Annotated in this window: 10 protein-coding genes; 5 read left to right on the top strand and 5 right to left on the bottom strand. The window is 72.9% G+C overall.

Annotation, left to right across the window (positions count from 1 at the left end; genetic code table 11):
* Nucleotides 1–167: 167 nt before the first annotated feature.
* Nucleotides 168–764, bottom strand: a complete 597-nt coding sequence (locus WMF28_RS34270; RefSeq protein ID WP_437597715.1) for a YqgE/AlgH family protein — start codon at nucleotides 762–764, stop codon at nucleotides 168–170.
* 164 nt (nucleotides 765–928) lie between these two features.
* Between WMF28_RS34270 and WMF28_RS34275 the strand changes: the two genes are divergently transcribed.
* The 3 genes from WMF28_RS34275 (at nucleotide 929) to WMF28_RS34285 (ending at nucleotide 4,092) form a co-directional block, all read left to right on the top strand.
* Nucleotides 929–1,339 (top strand): 6-pyruvoyl trahydropterin synthase family protein, encoded by a 411-nt coding sequence (locus WMF28_RS34275; RefSeq protein ID WP_437575348.1) that lies wholly within the window; start codon nucleotides 929–931, stop codon nucleotides 1,337–1,339.
* A gap of 64 nt (nucleotides 1,340–1,403) precedes the next feature.
* Nucleotides 1,404–2,885, top strand: coding sequence for a DEAD/DEAH box helicase (locus WMF28_RS34280; RefSeq protein ID WP_437597717.1), 1,482 nt, complete (start codon nucleotides 1,404–1,406; stop codon nucleotides 2,883–2,885).
* Complete coding sequence (locus WMF28_RS34285) at nucleotides 2,872–4,092, top strand: DUF790 family protein (RefSeq protein ID WP_437597718.1); 1,221 nt, start codon at nucleotides 2,872–2,874, stop codon at nucleotides 4,090–4,092. Before WMF28_RS34280 ends, WMF28_RS34285 begins: the two co-directional genes overlap by 14 nt.
* A 7-nt stretch (nucleotides 4,093–4,099) precedes the next feature.
* On the opposite strand, the gene WMF28_RS34290 is transcribed toward WMF28_RS34285, so the two are convergent.
* Nucleotides 4,100–5,185: a PHP domain-containing protein gene (locus tag WMF28_RS34290; RefSeq protein WP_437597719.1), complete on the bottom strand. Its 1,086-nt coding sequence runs from the start codon at nucleotides 5,183–5,185 to the stop codon at nucleotides 4,100–4,102.
* Nucleotides 5,186–5,383: 198 nt separating this feature from the next.
* Nucleotides 5,384–6,586, bottom strand: a complete 1,203-nt coding sequence (corA, locus tag WMF28_RS34295) for a magnesium/cobalt transporter CorA (RefSeq protein ID WP_437597720.1) — start codon at nucleotides 6,584–6,586, stop codon at nucleotides 5,384–5,386.
* A gap of 203 nt (nucleotides 6,587–6,789) precedes the next feature.
* Here corA and WMF28_RS34300 point away from each other — a divergent pair, with 203 nt between their 5' ends.
* Nucleotides 6,790–8,220 (top strand): hypothetical protein, encoded by a 1,431-nt coding sequence (locus WMF28_RS34300; protein ID WP_437597721.1) that lies wholly within the window; start codon nucleotides 6,790–6,792, stop codon nucleotides 8,218–8,220.
* Nucleotides 8,221–8,960: 740 nt separating this feature from the next.
* Complete coding sequence (locus WMF28_RS34305) at nucleotides 8,961–10,571, top strand: glycoside hydrolase family 1 protein (RefSeq protein WP_437597722.1); 1,611 nt, start codon at nucleotides 8,961–8,963, stop codon at nucleotides 10,569–10,571.
* 477 nt (nucleotides 10,572–11,048) lie between these two features.
* Here the strand turns inward: WMF28_RS34305 and WMF28_RS34310 are convergent, their stop codons facing one another.
* Together WMF28_RS34310 and WMF28_RS34315 are read right to left on the bottom strand one after the other, a co-directional pair.
* Nucleotides 11,049–14,930 carry a protein kinase domain-containing protein gene (locus WMF28_RS34310; RefSeq protein WP_437597724.1) on the bottom strand — a complete coding sequence of 1,294 codons (3,882 nt, stop codon included), beginning with the start codon at nucleotides 14,928–14,930 and terminating at the stop codon, nucleotides 11,049–11,051.
* A 180-nt stretch (nucleotides 14,931–15,110) separates the two neighbouring features.
* Nucleotides 15,111–15,452 (bottom strand): DUF2934 domain-containing protein, encoded by a 342-nt coding sequence (locus tag WMF28_RS34315; protein ID WP_437597725.1) that lies wholly within the window; start codon nucleotides 15,450–15,452, stop codon nucleotides 15,111–15,113.
* Nucleotides 15,453–15,722: the final 270 nt, after the last annotated feature.

Consider the following 15,722-nt stretch of genomic DNA (forward strand, 5'->3'; position numbering starts at 1 on the left):
GGCTCGGTGGCCCGTCAACAGCGCCGGGAGAGCCCTCCCTGCGGCGTCCTCCCCGCGCGCGCTCCTGGCGACCCGCCAACCTTCGTCCCACCGACCGCCGCGTCAATCAGGCCGCCCCCGCTCTCTCCTCTCCCGGAAGCCGAGGAGGCCGTCAGCGGGCGTGCCCCTCAGGCCTCGCCGATGCTGCGCATTGACAGCATTTCAATCGGGCGCAGCCCGAGCAGCCCATATGACTTCTCCCAGCGCTGCTCCGCCGCCACGTCGAACAGGATCCGCTCGTCGAGGGGCACCGGCAGCCACGCGCCCGAGGCGATCTCGCGCTCGAGCTGCCCTGGCCCCCACCCGCTGTAGCCGAGGAGCACCGTCCTCCGCCGCGAGTCCGTCGCGGCCGCGCCGCGCACGGCGTCGGCCGCGAGCGTGTCGAACGCGCTCCGGGACGACGTGACCCGCACCCGCGAGCCCACCGGGATCACGCCCGTCTCCTCGGCCCCGAGCGACGGATCGAGGCACAGGATCCACCCCGAGCTCGGCTGGACCGGCCCGCCGAGGTAAACAGGCGCCGGGTCCTTCAGGTCGTTGCCGTAGCCGGCGAACGACAGGAGCTCCCCGAGCGACATCGGCGCCGGCCGGTTCACCACGAACCCCAGCGCCCCGCCCTCGCTGTGGACCGCCAGGAGCACGACCGTCTTGTCGAAGTTCGGATCGCCCAGGGGCGGCGACGCGATGAGGAACCCAGGGGCCAGCACGCTCGCTTCGCGGTTCATCGGTGATCCTCCCTCGCAACGGCCAACCGGCCACTTCGTCCCGCACGAACCTGCCTGCCCATGTAGCGGGGCCGGACGGGGAGCCGTCCGCACCTTACCCCCGCGCGCCGCGGCAGGCGATTGCGATCTCCCTCCAGGGCCGGGAAGGCGGGTATAGTGTGGCCATGTACACGGTCGGCGTCCGCGATCACATCATGGTGGCCCACAGCCTCAAGGGCGAGCAGTTCGGCCCTGCACAGCGCCTGCACGGCGCGACCTACACCGTCAGCGTGGAGGTGGACCGGGAGGAGCTCTCTCCGCTCGGACAGGTGGTCGAGACGAGCGTGCTGCGGGACAACCTGCGCGGCGTGCTCGCCGAGATCGACTACCGCAACCTCGACGATCACCCTGCCTTCGAGGGCAAGCGCTCGACGCCGGAGCTCATCGCGCGCTACATCCACCGCGAGCTCGGCCGCAGGCTCCCGCTCAGCGCCGGCACCGCCCTGACGATCACGCTGCATGAGTCTCCCCTCGTGTGGGTACGCTACCGCGCGCCGATCCGCGGCGCATCGATGATGCCGACCGAGCTGGCCTGATCGCCGCTCTCCGACGCTCTCCGGGCTTGGCACGGGGCCCTGGCCGCGGCAAAAGAGCCCGCCGATGACCGAGCCGGTCCGCACAGCGCCGATCGTCCTGAGCTTCCAGGGCGGCACCCTCCGCATCGAGGGCGTCGCGCCGCGCCCCGCGCTGGCGCCGGCCGGCGAGCTCGACAGCAGCGCGCTCCCCGCGGAGGCGCCCGACGGCGGCGGACCGCCGGGCTCGTCCGCGGAGGGCGCGCCGCTCGACCCCGCGTGCCTCCCCGCGTCCTGCCGCTGGGACGCGCGCGAGCGCGTCTACCGGGTGCCGGCCATCGACTACGCCGAGCTCGTCCTCAGGCTCCGCGCCCGCGGCGTCCCCTTCACCGACGCCGCCCGCCGGTACGAGGCGCTCCCGCTGGCGCCGCTCGCCAAGCACGACCCCTTCCCGTACCAGCGCGAGGCGCTCGACGCGTGGGCCGGGCGGCGCAGCCGGGGTGTCGTCGTGCTCCCGACGGGCGCGGGCAAGACGTTCGTCGCGACGCTGGCGATCGCCGCGCGGCAGCGCAGCGCGCTCGTGGTCGTCCCGACGCTCGACCTCCTGAACCAGTGGTACGACGGGCTCTCCGCCGCGTTCGGCGTCCCGATCGGCCTGCTCGGCGGCGGTTACCACGACGTCCTCGACCTGACGGTGACCACCTACGACTCCGCGCACGCGCACATGGACCGGCTCGGCGCCCGCTTCGGCCTCGTGATCTTCGACGAGTGCCACCACCTGCCGAGCCCTTCGTATGCGCTCGCCGCGAAGATGTGCCTCGCGCCCTTCCGCCTCGGTCTCACCGCGACCCCCGAGCGCGCCGACGGCCGGGGCTACGACGATCTCATCGGCCCGATCGTCTTTCGCCGCGAGATCACCGAGCTCTCCGGGCAGTACCTCGCGGCCTACGATGTCGTCCGGCTCGACGTCCCGCTCTCGGAGGACGAGCGCGCCGCGTACGAGGCGGCGCGCGCCGTGTACATCGGCTTCCTGCGCGCGAACGGCATCCGCATGCCCGAGGGGTGGGGGCAGTTCATCATGCTGAGCTCGCAGTCCGACGCCGGCCGCCGCGCCTTCGAGGCGTACCGCCGCCAGCGGAGCCTCGCCCTCTGCGCGCCCGGCAAGATCGACGTCCTCGCGCGGCTGCTCCACGCCCACCGCGCGGATCGCACCCTGGTCTTCACCGAGGACAACGCCACGGTCTACCAGATCTCGCGGCAGTTCCTGCTGCCGGCGATCACCCACCAGACCAAGGTGAAGGAGCGCAGCGCCATCCTCGAGGCGTTCAACCGCGGCACGCTGTCGGCGGTGGTCACGTCGAAGGTGCTGAACGAGGGGGTCAACGTGCCCGAGGCGAACGTCGCGATCGTCCTGTCGGGCAGCGGCTCGGTGCGGGAGCACGTCCAGCGGCTCGGCCGCATCCTGCGGCGGAGCGAGAACAAGACGGCGATCCTCTACGAGCTCGTGGCCCTCGGCACGAGCGAGCAGCGGGTGAGCGACAAGCGCCGGGAGCACGTTGCTTACCAGTGACCTCGTCCGCGTCCGCCGGCGGGGCGGGCTGGTGATGCCGCAGTACCTGCGCGGCGCGGCCGCCGAGCGCCTGCTCCCTGTCGCGCGCGCGTACATCGACATCCTGTCCCAGCGCGTCGGCGAGAGCCGCGACGAGATCGAGGCCGCGCTCGACGCCATCGAGGTGCCCGCGCGGGATCGCGTCGCCGCGCTCGGCCTGAGGAAGGTGCTCGAGGACGGCTGCGAGTACGAGGTGCAGGAGGGCGTCGATCCCGAGGCGCTCCGGCGCGAGCTGTTCCTGGCCGCGGCGGCGGCGCACCGCGCCCTCGACGTCCGCGCCCGCTTCGACCGCGCCGCGGTGCTCGACGAGGTGGCCGCCCGGCTCGGCACGACGCCGGCGGCGATCGAGGCGGGGCTCTACGCCGACCTGCGCGGGGCCGAGATCCTCCGGCGCGCGGCGACGGATGCGCCCGAGATCCTGCTGGATCGGTACAACCTCTCGCTGGCGCAGTCGATCCTCCTGCGGGCGACGCAGGTGACGATCCGCGTCGAGGGGGAGAGCGCCCCGCGGTACCGGCGGCTCTTCCGCGCGGCCCGGTTTCACGGGCTGATCCATGTGGTCCAGGGCGATCCGGCCACCGGCTACACGATCGTGCTCGACGGCCCGTTCAGCCTGTTCGACGCCGTGCAGCGCTACGGCTTGCGGCTCGCGATGTTCCTGCCGGCGGTGCTCGCGTGCGCCTCGTTCCGGCTGCGCGCCGAGCTGCGCTGGGGGCGCGACAAGGAGCCGCTCGCGGTGGAGATCGGCCCCGCGGACGGGCTCCTGTTCCACGGGCGCGAGCTCGCGGAGACGACGCCCGAGCTGGAGGCGTTCTGCGAGGGGTTCAGGAAGCTCGGGTCGCCCTGGACCGTGGCGCCGAACGAGCGGCTGTTCGCGCTGCCCGGAGAGGTGGTGTGCGCCCCGGACCTCGTGTTTCAGAACGCGGAGACCGGGGAGGAGGTGTACCTGGAGGCGTTCGGGTTCTGGAGCCGAGACGCTGTGTGGCGGCGCGTCGAGCTGATCCGGAAGGGGTTTCCGGCCAGGATCCTGCTCGCGGTCGGCAAGCAGCTCCGCGTGAGCGAGGAGGTGCTGGGGGAGGAAGAGGCGGGGGAGATCTATGTGTACCGGGCGACGATGTCGCCGCGGGCGGTGCTGGGGCGGCTCGACGGCAAGCGCGGGGGGGCGTGAGGAGCTCTCACGGCTCCAGGGTCGCGTAGGCCGCCGTCCACGCCCGCTTCCCGTCCGGCCGCGTGATCCGCGCCCGCACGTAGCGCTCCCCTCCGCGGAGCCGGTACGTCGCCCTCCCTGCCAGCGGCTGCTGCCGCTCCAGCACGCGCCCGCCCCGCCCGACGAACTCGACCTCCACGCCCGTGGCCACCGGCCACACCGAGAACGCATCGTCGGCGACCTTGATCCTCCGCAGCCGCGCGCCCGACGACGCGTAGAGCCGTCCCCGGGCGAGCGCGCTGCAGATCGCGGCGCGCGACACCTCGCGCGAGAACACCTCGATGAACCCCCGGCCCGGCCCCGCCGGCGGCGCGTTCGACCCGGCCACGAGCTGGTGCATGTCGTCCACCGCGACCCCGACGATCCCCCCTCCGGCGAAGCCGCGCGCCGTCAGCACCGTGTCCCACAGCGCCTCGTGGGACGGCCGCGTCGCGTCGCCCGCCGTGTACACGTACGGGTGCCCGCTGTGGATCTCCAGCAGCTCCGCCGCGGGCGCCCCCAGGAGGTCGCCGGCCGAGAGCACCCAGTCGAAATTCGGATGGTTGATGAGCGCCACGCCGCCCTCCGCCCGCACCCGCCGGATCGCCCAGCTCAGCGCCTCGCCCTTGGTCGGGAAATCGCCGCCGCCGATCGTCGCCCGCGTGCAGAGCGCGTTCACGTGCACAGGCCGCCCCTCGGCCGACATCGTGACCTCCTCGCCCGGGATGACGGTGAAGCGCGACGGCGCCTGGAGCTCCTCGAAGCTCGCAGGATCGACGCGCCGGTTGTGGTCCGTGAGGGCCACGAACGCATACCCGTTGTCGCGGTACCAGCGGACGACCTCGCGCGGCTCGCTGTCCCCGTCGCTCAGCGATGTGTGCGTGTGGAGGTTGCCGCGCTGGAACACCTGCACGTCGAGCGCCTTCTCGAACCGCAGGCGACCCGGCGGCCCGTCCGGCAGAGCGGCCGAGTCGGAGTCGGAGGCGGACGAGGCGCGCACCTTCCAGCAGGCGAACGCGAGGACCGCCGCTGCGCCGATAAACAGGAGAGCTCTCGAGCGTCCGCGCGTCCTCATATGGATGACCAGGACAACAGTATACAGAATGCATCTGCCGCCACCAATCCAATGCGGCGCCTCCGCTCGTCGGCTCTCCGGCGCGCCCCTCCCCCGTCGGCCCCTCTCCTACCCAACGTCGCGGCGCCCTCGCGCCCGGCTGCCTACGTCCTACGCGCCGCGCCCCTGACGCCGCGCGCCGCTCACCATGACGGCCGCTCAGCCGCCGTCGCCGTCCTTCCCGAGCCAGCCCTTGCGGCGGTAGTACGTGAGCAGCCCGATGACGCTCGTCAGCATCAGGCACCAGACGAGCGGATAGCCGTAGTACCAGTCGAGCTCCGGCATGTTGAACGGCGAGCTCTCGTGGTGGAAATTCATCCCGTAGATGCCCGCGATCGCGGTGACCGGGAGGAAGATCGTCGAGATGATCGTGAGCACCTTCATGATCTCGTTCATCCGGTTCGACATCCCGGAGAGGTGGAGATCCATCAGGCCCGAGCTCAGCTCGCGGTAGGTCTCGATCATGTCCATCAGCTGCACCGCGTGATCGTACGTGTCGCGCAGGTGGAGCCGCGTGTCCTTCGTGATCATCGGGTTGTCCTCGCGGATCAGCGCGTTCACGAGGTCGCGCTGCGGCCAGATGGCGCGCCGCAGCGTGAGCAGATCCCGCTTCAGGTCGTGGATCGGCTTCGACATCGTGCGCTTCGGGTTCAGGACCTCGATCTCCAGGTCCTCGATGCGCTCGCCGAGCCGCTCGAGCACCGGGAAGAACCCGTCGACCACCGCGTCGAGCAGCGCGTACGCCAGGTAGTCGGCGCCCCGCTGCCGCACCACGCTGCGGCCGACGCGGATGCGCTCGCGCACGGCGTCCATCGCGTCCCAGTCGGCCTCTTCCTGGACGGTCAGGACGAAGGTCTTGCCGACGAGGATCGCGAGCTGCTCGGTGCGCAGCTCGCAGCGCTCGGTCACCTGCGCCATCCGCGAGATGATGAGGACGTGCTCGCCCCCGAAGACGTCCGCCTTGGGCCGCTGGGGCACGTTGACCATGTCCTCCAGCGCGAGCGGGTGGATGTGGAAGATCTCGCCCAGCCGCTCGAAGGTGGCCTTGTGTCCGAGCCCTCGGACATCGACCCACGTGATGGAGGGCCGGTCGTCCGTGAGGTACGGGATGCACTCGTCGAGGGTCTGGATCTCCTTCTCGGCGACCACCTCGGCGTCGTAGTCGATGACGAAGATCTTCGGCCGCCGCGTGTCCTCGATGACGAGCGTTCCGGGCGGCGACGCCGGCGGCGGCTCGTGCCCGAGCCGATCGCGCCTGGGCCGCAGCGTCCGGTCGAGGTCGGCCCGCTCCTGGGTCCACGAGGTGCGCATCGGCGGCTCGCTGCTGCGCCGCGATTCAGGGGGTAGCGTGGTACTCGTCACGGGGGTGGGATGGTAGACGAAGATCCCCCGGCAGCGAGGGCGCACTGGCGCTCGCTCCGCGGCGCCGCGTGGCGTATGCTGATCGGGCCGCGGAGGGGAACGGGCGCTCGCGGGGCCACCTCGTCCTCCTCGTCCTGCCGGCCGGGGGAGCGCCGCGGGGGCGCGCCGGTCTGCGCCTCGCGCCCTTGCCCTTCTGGATGCCCATGGGAACGACCCTCGACATCGCGATCGGCCTCGTCAGCGTCTTCTTCCTGCTCAGCGTCCTCTGCTCGGCCATCTACGAGGCGCTCGCCGGCGTCTTCCGGCTGCGCGCCCTCAACCTCGCGCAGAGCATCGAGATCATGCTGGCCGATCGCGCCCTCGACCCGCACGTGCTCCGGTCCCTCGCGGCCCACGATGCCGCCGCGCACGGGGCCACCGCCCCGCGCGAGCCTGTCACGACGCGCTTGATCCGCCACGCGGCCGAGCTCGTGCGCGTCCGGCTGATGCCGGGGCCGCCCCCGAGCCCGCTCGCGGCGGCGCTCCGGCAGCACCCGCTGATCAAGGACCTCAAGTACGGCTGGGTGGGGCCGTCCTACATCCCCTCGCACGTCTTCGTGGCCGCGCTCATCGACACCCTGCGGCACATCGAGTGGCACAACGGCGACGCGCCGTCGCTGCCGAAGGCCGGCGCCGCCGCGCCGTCGCTCCCGCAGGCCGGCGCCGCCGCGCCGTCGCCCCTGCTGGCGAGCGCCGCCGTCGCCCCCACCGCGACCCCTGCGCCTGCTCCGGCAGGCGACGCCGCGCCCTCGTCCCCGGCGAGCGCCGCTGAGCCTTCCCCCCCGTCCGCCGGCGCCGCGCCCCCGCCCACCGGCGCCGCGCCCCCGCCCGCCGGCGCCGCGGCGCCTCCGCCGGGCGGCGGGGCCGCGCTGCCGAGCTGCGACGAGGAGCCCCTCGACGAGCTGAAGGGCCTCATCCAGCGCATGCCCAGGGAGAGCGATCTCCGGCGCGCCCTCGCCACGATCGTCGACGGCACGGTCCGGGACATCCGCGAGGCCAACATCCGGCTGGAGCGCTGGTTCAACGACGCCATGGACCGGGCCGCCGGGCGGTACAAGCGCCGCACGCAGCTCCTCATCAGCGCGACGGCGCTCGTCCTGTGCATCGGGTTCAACGCCGACAGCATCAAGCTCGCGGGCGCCCTCTCGCGCGACGCCGTGGTCCGCGCCGCCATGATCACGGCGGCGCAGGAGATGGCGAAATCGGCGCCCCGCGCCGCCCCGCACACCGGCGGCATGGACAAGGACGAGGACATCATGGCCGCGCTCGCCCAGGGCGGAGGCGCGCACTCCCAGCTCACCGGGCTCGATCTCAAGATCACCTGGGGCGTGCAGGCCCCCGAGCAGACGAGCACCCCGGGGCTCTGGAAAGCGCTCTCGGCGATCCTCGGCCAGGGCCTTGTCGCCTGGATCCGCGGGGTGCTCGACCGGCTGCTGAGCCCCGGCATCCTCATCACCGCGGCCGCCGCCTCCCTCGGCGCGCCGTTCTGGTTCGACCTGCTCAACAAGCTCGTGAACCTCAGGACCGTCGGCAAGAGCCCCGAGCCCTACGAGCCCCCGAAGGGCGCCGGACCGGACAGCAGCGTGAACCGCTGACCGGCGCGCGCAGCGGCCCGCGCCGGCCAGGGCAGCGCAACGTCCATCGGCTCGACGCTCGGCTCGGCGAGAGGCGCCGCGACGACGTCAGGCACGCCAGGAGAAGAGGTGGTTTCGGTCCATCACGCTATCACGGTCGCTCCCCTCCCGTACCACCGGGCAGAGCGGGCTCAGTCCCGCCCCGTCTTCACACCGATCTCCGGCGCTCGAGGTGCGGCGCCCGCGCCGAGCGCCGCCGAGCCTCCCCCGCCCCAGGGCGCTCCCGGCGCGGCGCCCCGGCCCGCGCCCGAGCGGCCCGCGATGGTCACGCCGCTCGAGGTCACGGTGCGCGGCGAGGCGGAGGCGCCGCCCGCCGCGAGCTTCAGCTATCCGGCGCGCTACAGCCGTCACACCGGCGGCATCGTCGCCGGCGAGACGAGGCCGCCGCTGCCCGAGGCGCACGGCGAGGGCGCCCTCAGTGAACCTCCTCAGGAGCGATGTCGACGCCTCGATCGACGAGCGCCTCTCCTCGGCATCCCCACCGAGCCGCCGCCCATCGCCAGGGCCACAGACCGGTGGTGGCCTAATTTGCCCCGGAGTGATTCACATGAAGGCGGGAAGATCATTGATCTTTTCTTCCCGCCTTCATGTTCAAATCAGGCCACCACCCGAGCGCCTGCCCGCGTTGGGGGCCCGCGCCGTTCTGCCTTTCGTGATCCGGCCGGCTCGTCCTGGCCTCCGGGGTCGTGGTATACAGAGCCGTGAGACCTCATTCCTACGAGAGCATCTTCCAGCTGACCACCACGCTGCTTCTCCTGCCCGTCGTCCTTGCCGCATGCTCGGGCGACGAGGAGGAGCCATCACCCTTGGCGCAGGAGCTCGAGTTCCCAGCCTTCGGATCGTCCTCGGCGGCCTCTGGCAAGGGCAGCTTTCGATTCGGAGCGTCGAGCTCTGCGACCCAGATCGAGGATCAGAACGAGGACACCGACTGGTATCTCTGGACCACGCCGGAGCCGGACGGCCTTGGCAAGGGATCCATCATCGGTGACGCGGTGCATGGCTATTCGAAGGCCCTCGACGACGTGAACCTGATCGCCGACATGCACCTCGACGCGTACCGCTTCAGCTTCGAGTGGGCGCGGATCGAGCCGACGCGAGACGCCATCAACGAGGAGGCGCTCGAGCATTACAGCGACGTGCTCGACGCGCTGCGGGGCAACGAGATCCACCCGATGCTCGTCATCCACCATTTCTCGAATCCTGTCTGGGTGGATGACCCGCGCGACGTCGGGTGCGCGGACGGCCCGACGGACGCGAACCTCTGCGGGCTGAACCACCCCGAGGGCGGGGACCTGGTGGTGCAGGAGCTCGCAGACCATGCCCGGCTGCTGGCGGAGCGGTTCGGCGATCGCGTCGATGACTGGGGCACCCTCAACGAACCCATGGTGTATCTCCTGTCCGCCTACGGCTTCGGCGGGGGACCTCCGGGGAAGCCTGGGTTCATCACGGATTTCCAGGGCGGTTTCGTGCCCGCCGTGCGCAACTTCCTGAGCGCGCACGCGGCGATATACAAGGCCATCAAGGAGGCCGATCAGATCGATGCCGACGGAGATGGGGTCGCCGCCAGCATCGGAATACCCCACAGCGTGCAGGTGTATGTGCCCGTCCGCGACGGGCAGCCGAGCGAGGACCCCGAGGACCTCGCCGCCGTGGATCGGCTGCGGTGGTTCTTCGAGTACTCCTTCATCGAGGCGCTGCAGCAGGGGTCGTTCGATACCGACATGGATGGCGAGCTCGACGAACCCCACCCGGAGTGGAGGGACACGCTCGATTGGCTCGGCCTCCAGTACTACGCCAGGGTCGGGGTGTCGGGCTTGCAGCCCAATGTTCCCGTCATCGATATCAGCCTCTGCGCTGGCCCGACGTGCATGCCGCCCGTCGACCCGACTTACCTCGTTCCGGCGATGGGATACGAGAGCGATCCCGCCGGCATCTATTCCCTGCTGAAGAGCTACAGCGCCCGTTGGCCCGACATGCCCCTGCTCGTGACCGAATCAGGGATCGCGACCGAGGTCGGCGCCCGCCGCGCCGAGGTGATCGTCCGGGCGCTCGAGCAGATCGCGCGGGTCCGCGACGAAGGGGTGGACGTGCGCGGCTACTACCACTGGAGCCTGCTCGACAACTTCGAGTGGGCGCACGGCAACGAGCCCCGCTTCGGGCTCTACCATGTCGATTACGAGACGTTCGAGCGCACCCCGAGCGAAGGAGCCACGGTGCTCGGCGAGATTGCCAGGACCCGAAGGCTCTCGGACGCGACCAGGGCGAAATACGGCGGGAACGGTCCGATGACCCCTGAACCTGCCATGCGCTAGATCTGCATGAACGAGCGCTGCTCGGCCCGCGTGGCGCCGAGGGCGCGGCTGCGGCGCTCTCGACGTCACCGGCTCAAACGCGAGCCTGGGCCCGCGACCAGCTCGCCCGTCGCCGATTCAGGATCGGCTATCTAGTCCAGGCCGTACTACAGTTGCACTTCGGCGAGGCAGCCGGCCCCGTCCTGCCGCCGCAGGCGTTCGGGTCGGCCAAGTGCCGGTAGCGCTTCTCGCACCGCCTGCCGGGCGTCCGCAGCCCTTCACGCCACCGCTGCCGGGCGTCCGCAGCCCTTCACGCCACCGCTGCCGGGCGTCCGCAGCCCTTCACGCCACCGCTGCCGGGCCTCCACAGCCCTTCACGCCAAGCCATCGCACCCGCCCGCCCTGTCTCCGTCCCCCCCTCCGTGGCGCTCTCCTTCCCCGAGTCGCTGCACCCGACCCGACGCCGCCCCCGCGCTCCGCGGGCGCACCCGCCGCCCCTCACCGCTCACCGCGGTCGAGCCACGTGCGCGCGTCCTTCTCCAGCAGCGGATCCCCGAGCCGCACCGACAGCTCCAGCAGGTCCTCGTACTCGCGCCGCGCCAGCGCGTCGTTGCGCGCGTTCTTCAGCAGCATCGCCGCCGCCCAGCGGCCCTGCAGCACGTCGCGCCAGTAGCCCTGCTCCTCCGCCTGCGCGGTGAGCTCCTTCAGCCGCTCGCGCGCGTCCCCCACCCCCTCCACCCCGTCGAGGTACGCGAGGAACATCCGGTTCGAGGCCGCCACCCGGTCGTACCCCGCCTCGTCGGCCCGCTCCAGCGACTCCGCGAACAGCGCCCGCGCCCGCGCGAGATCGCCCTGCCGGACGCACGCATAGCCCAGGTTGTGCAGGTTCATGACCCCGTCGAAGCGGAGCCCCAGCGACCGATCCAGCTCGAGCGCGCGCTCGCACGCCCGCACCGCGGCCCGGAAATCCCCCGCGTAGAGCTCGACCATCGCGAGCAGCTTCGCCCGCACGGCCTCCACGCCCAGGTCCCCCGACGCCGAGGCGGCCTCCGAGCGCGACAGCGCCTCCATCGCGCCGGCCCGATCGCCCGACGTGGCCCGCGCCAGGGCGACCGACAGGAGCCCCCGCAGATCCTCGATCGGCCCGAGCGCGTCGAGGTCGAGCGCCGCGCGCCGCGCGCGCGCGAACTGCCCCTGCAGGCACGAGACCTCCACGTCCACCATCAGCGCCTCGCGCAGGAGCTCGCGGCGCCCGACCGCCATCTCGACAACGTCGTCGAGCAGGTCGTGCGACAGCCGGAACAGGTTCGTCGCCCCGAGCGCGCGCGCGAGCTCGATGCGCGCCCTCACCCGGAGCTCGAGCGACGCGCCCGCGTCCACGCGCGTCAGGATGCGGTCCGAGACCGCCGAGAGCGACGGCGCGCGCCGCCCGTGGCCGACCGCCCTCGAGAGGACCGCCACCCACCCGCCGAGCTCGCCCGGGTCGCGCCGCGCGACGTCCACCAGCTCGAACGCCCGCGTCATCGCGGCGATCGCCTCGTCGAACTGGCCCACGCGCGCGCGGACCCCCGCCGCGCGCGCGAGGTGCCCCGCCGCGCCGTCGGCGTTCCCGAGCGCGAGCGCCTCCTCCGCCGCGCGGCCGAGGTGCCGGTCGACCAGCGCGAGCGCCGCCGGATCGTCCCCGCCCACGCGCTCCAGCCACTCGGCCGCGAGCCAGTGGCCGAGCGCCCGATCCGCGTCCGTCAGCATCTCATACGCCGCGTCCCGCACGAGCGCGTGGCGGAACGCGAGCTCCACCTCCCCCCGCAACATCGACTCGGGCCGCGGCTCGAGCAGCTCGCGCTTCTCCAGCGTGAGCAGCCACGACTCCAGCTGCGGCACCTGCCCGCCCCCGCCGAGCAGCGCCTCGAGCCCCCCCCGCCAGAACACCTCGCCCATCACCGCCCCGGCGCGCAGCACCCGCCGCGCCTCGGGCTCGAGCGCCGCGATCCGCGACTGCATCATCGCGAGCACCGTCTCCGGCACCTCCCCCGCCCGCCGCTCCACCGTCGCGCGCACCAGCTCCTCGAGGAAGAACGCGTTGCCCGCCGACCGGTCGATCAGCGCCGCGAGCTCGGCCGCCGGCAGCTCGTCGCCGAGCACCTCCCGCACGACCCGCTCGCACGCGCGGCGCGACAGCTCCCCGAGCCGCATCTCGGTCGCCTCGCGCTCCTCCCACAGGTCCGGGAACGCCTCGCGCACCCCGGGGCGCGCCAGCGCCAGCACCATCAGCGGCTGGTGCCGCAGGAGCCGGAGCGCCGCGTCGATGGTGTCCACCGTGCCGCGATCGCTCCAGTGCACGTCGTCCAGCACGATCAGCACCGGCTGCGCGTCGCTCTCGGCCCGCAGGAGGTCGAGGAACGCCCGCCGCGTCTGCTCCTCCAGGACCGCGCGGTCCTGCCGGGCCGCCCGCAGCGCCGGGCTCTCCGGGAACGGCGCCTCGCAGAGCTCGCCGAGCAGCTCGGTGACCCGCTCCCGCGCGGCGGCGCCGACGTGCCGCGCGACCCGCGCCGCGAGCTTCTCCCGCCGCGCCTCGATCGGCTCGTCGCCGCGCAGGCCCGCCTCCCGCCGCACGAGCTGCGCGAGCAGCCCGAGCGCCGCCCCGCCGCGCATCGGATCGCCGTGCGCGCGCCACACGGCGACCGGCTCGCTGCGCGCCCCGACCCGCCGGATCAGCTCGTCGCCGAGCCGCGACTTGCCGACGCCGGCCCCGGCCGTGATCAGCACGACCCGCGCGACCCCCTCGGTGGCGCACTCGTCGAGCAGGTCCTCGAGCGCCCGGAGCTCCCGCTCGCGCCCCACGCACGGCGTCGCCTTCCCGAGCACCTTGCGCCCGCCGTCCTGGGGCTCGCGCGCGCCGAGCAGCGTGGGGCCCTGGCTGCCCGCGGCGATCTCGAAGCGGTCGCCGAGGAGCGCGGCCGTCATCCGGTCGATGAGCACCGGCCGGCCCGACGACGGATCGTCCGTGGCGTGGCGGACGCGCGCGTCGAGCAGCGCGCCGGCGCGGTCGATGACCTGCCCCACCGCCTGCGTCCCGGCGATGACGTCCCAGCCGGTCGCCAGCGCCACCCACGCCCCGGGCAGGAGCGCGTGGATCGAGAGGGCGCAGCGGGCGGCGTTCCCGGCGAGATCGGTCGGCGAGCCCGCGCCGGCGACGACGGCGGCGACCGAGCCGTCGGCGAGCACCTCCAGGACCGCGCCGTGCGACTGCGCGGCCTGCCGGACCTCGTGGAACGGCGTGGTCGGCGGCGGCGCCGGCCGGGGCTTCACCAGCGGCATCGGCGCGAGCAGGTCCGCGGGCAGCGCCTCCTTGCTGCCGGACACGACGGTGGCGTGGTGGCCCGACAGCATCGTGTCGTCGATCCGCGGCGGCGGGCTGAACAGCCCCTGCGGGCGGCCCGACGGCGGGCCGCGCTTGCCGGCGCTCATCTCGGCCGCGAGGACGACGCTGACGAGCCGCCGCTCGCTCTTCGTCAGCGCGGGGGTCGGCAGGCCGTTGCCTGTCGACGTGTTGCCCTCGACGACGCTCAGCATGCGGAGCTCGGCGGCGACCTCGCCCGCGTCCCCGGGGCGCTCCGCGGGGTTCTTCGCGAGCAGCCGGGTCACGAGCAGATCGAGCGGCGGCGGGATGTTCGGGCAGAAGGTGCTCGGGCGCGGGGCGGCCTCGAAGAGCACCTTGGCGAGGACGGACAGCGGGTGCTGGGCGACGAACGGCGAGCGCCCGGTGAGGCACTCGAACAGGAGGCACCCGATCGAGTAGAGGTCGGCGCGCGCGTCGACGTCGAGATCGCCGCGGACCCGCTCCGGCGCCATGTAAGCGGGCGTGCCGATGGCCGAGCCGGTGAGGGTGAGCTCGTAGGTCGCGTCCGCCTGGCGCGCGATGCCGAAGTCGATGAGCTTCGCGCTCCCGATGTCGCCGCGGGGCAGGAACACGTTGGTCGGCTTGAGATCGCGGTGCACGATGCCGCGCTCGTGGACGGCGGCGAGCGCCTCGGCGACGCGGCCGACGAGCATCAGGCTCGGCTCGATCCCGAGCGGCCCGCGCGACAGCCGCGCGCCGAGGTCCTCGCCCTCGAGCCATTCCATGGCGAGGTAGTAGAGCCCGTCGGCCGTCACGCCGTGGTCGATGTAGCGAGCGACGGCGGGGTGCTCGAGCTCCGCGAGCAGGCGCGCTTCCCGCTGGAAGCGCACGACGTGCTCCCTGCCCTGGTTGAAGATCACCTTGAGCGCCACCGCCTGGCCGCTCTGCCGGTCGACCGCCCGCCACACCGCGCCCATCCCGCCGGAGCCCGCGAGGCGTTCCAGCTGGAAGCGGTTGGCGAGGACGTGACCTGAATGCATGGCGCAAGTATCGGGGTGCTGACCTTCGCGGTCCAGAGCGGCGTCACGCAGCTCTCGCCCTCCCCGTCCGTGGACACCCTTGCTGGATCTCGCGCCAGCGCGCCTGTCGGTCTCGCGTGGGCCCGAGTGGGCCCGGGCGCGACGGCGCGGCGCGCCGCCTGCGCCGCCGCGGCGGGGGCCTCAGCTGGCGAGGCGCTCGATCCGCGCGTCGACCTCTCGCTCGGCGTTCAGCCAGTCTTCAACGGGGTTGTTCCGGAAGCCGGCCCTCTCGGCATATCCGTAGGCCACCTTGGCGATCAGGCGGTGCCGCTCCTCGCGCGACAGGCGCGAGGGCGGAGGCGCGGCCTTCGGGGCCTCGACGCGCGGGCGGCCGGCCGCGCGCGCCGTGGCCGGAGAGGGCCTCTCGACGGCGGCGGGGGCGGAGACCGCGCTCGGCGGCTGCGCCGACGTGGCCGGGGCAGCGAGCGGGCTCGGGACCTTCGTGGTCTTGGTGCGGGCCGGGGTCTTGCGCTTCGAGCTCATCTCGTCGTCTCTCCTTTCGGGTACAGGGGTCGACTAACCCAGGTCCGCGCTCACGCACAAATTTTGAGCACGTAGTTCCTCGTCGGGCAATCCACGTCCTGATGACGCCCGGCGACGCCCGGCGACGCCCTGATGGCGCCCGGCGGCGCCCGGCGATGCCCCGTCGGGATCTCCCTTCCACCAGAACGTGGTTCGCGGTAGAGTGGATGTCGCTGACCGGGTGAGATCATCCGGCATATGTCAGTCATCGTCCCTCGTTGGTCCTCGTCG

Origin of the sequence: Sorangium sp. So ce590 (assembly GCF_051521365.1) — a bacterium.
Taxonomy (GTDB): domain Bacteria; phylum Myxococcota_A; class Polyangia; order Polyangiales; family Polyangiaceae; genus Sorangium.

Coding starts and splice junctions, on each gene's coding strand:
- WMF28_RS34270 (WP_437597715.1), bottom strand. CDS start 764: ATGAACCGCGAAGCGAGCGTGCTGGCCCCTGGGTTCCTCATCGCGTCG.
- WMF28_RS34280 (WP_437597717.1), top strand. CDS start 1,404: ATGACCGAGCCGGTCCGCACAGCGCCGATCGTCCTGAGCTTCCAGGGC.
- WMF28_RS34275 (WP_437575348.1), top strand. CDS start 929: ATGTACACGGTCGGCGTCCGCGATCACATCATGGTGGCCCACAGCCTC.
- WMF28_RS34315 (WP_437597725.1), bottom strand. CDS start 15,452: ATGAGCTCGAAGCGCAAGACCCCGGCCCGCACCAAGACCACGAAGGTC.
- WMF28_RS34300 (WP_437597721.1), top strand. CDS start 6,790: ATGGGAACGACCCTCGACATCGCGATCGGCCTCGTCAGCGTCTTCTTC.
- WMF28_RS34310 (WP_437597724.1), bottom strand. CDS start 14,930: ATGCATTCAGGTCACGTCCTCGCCAACCGCTTCCAGCTGGAACGCCTC.
- WMF28_RS34290 (WP_437597719.1), bottom strand. CDS start 5,185: ATGAGGACGCGCGGACGCTCGAGAGCTCTCCTGTTTATCGGCGCAGCG.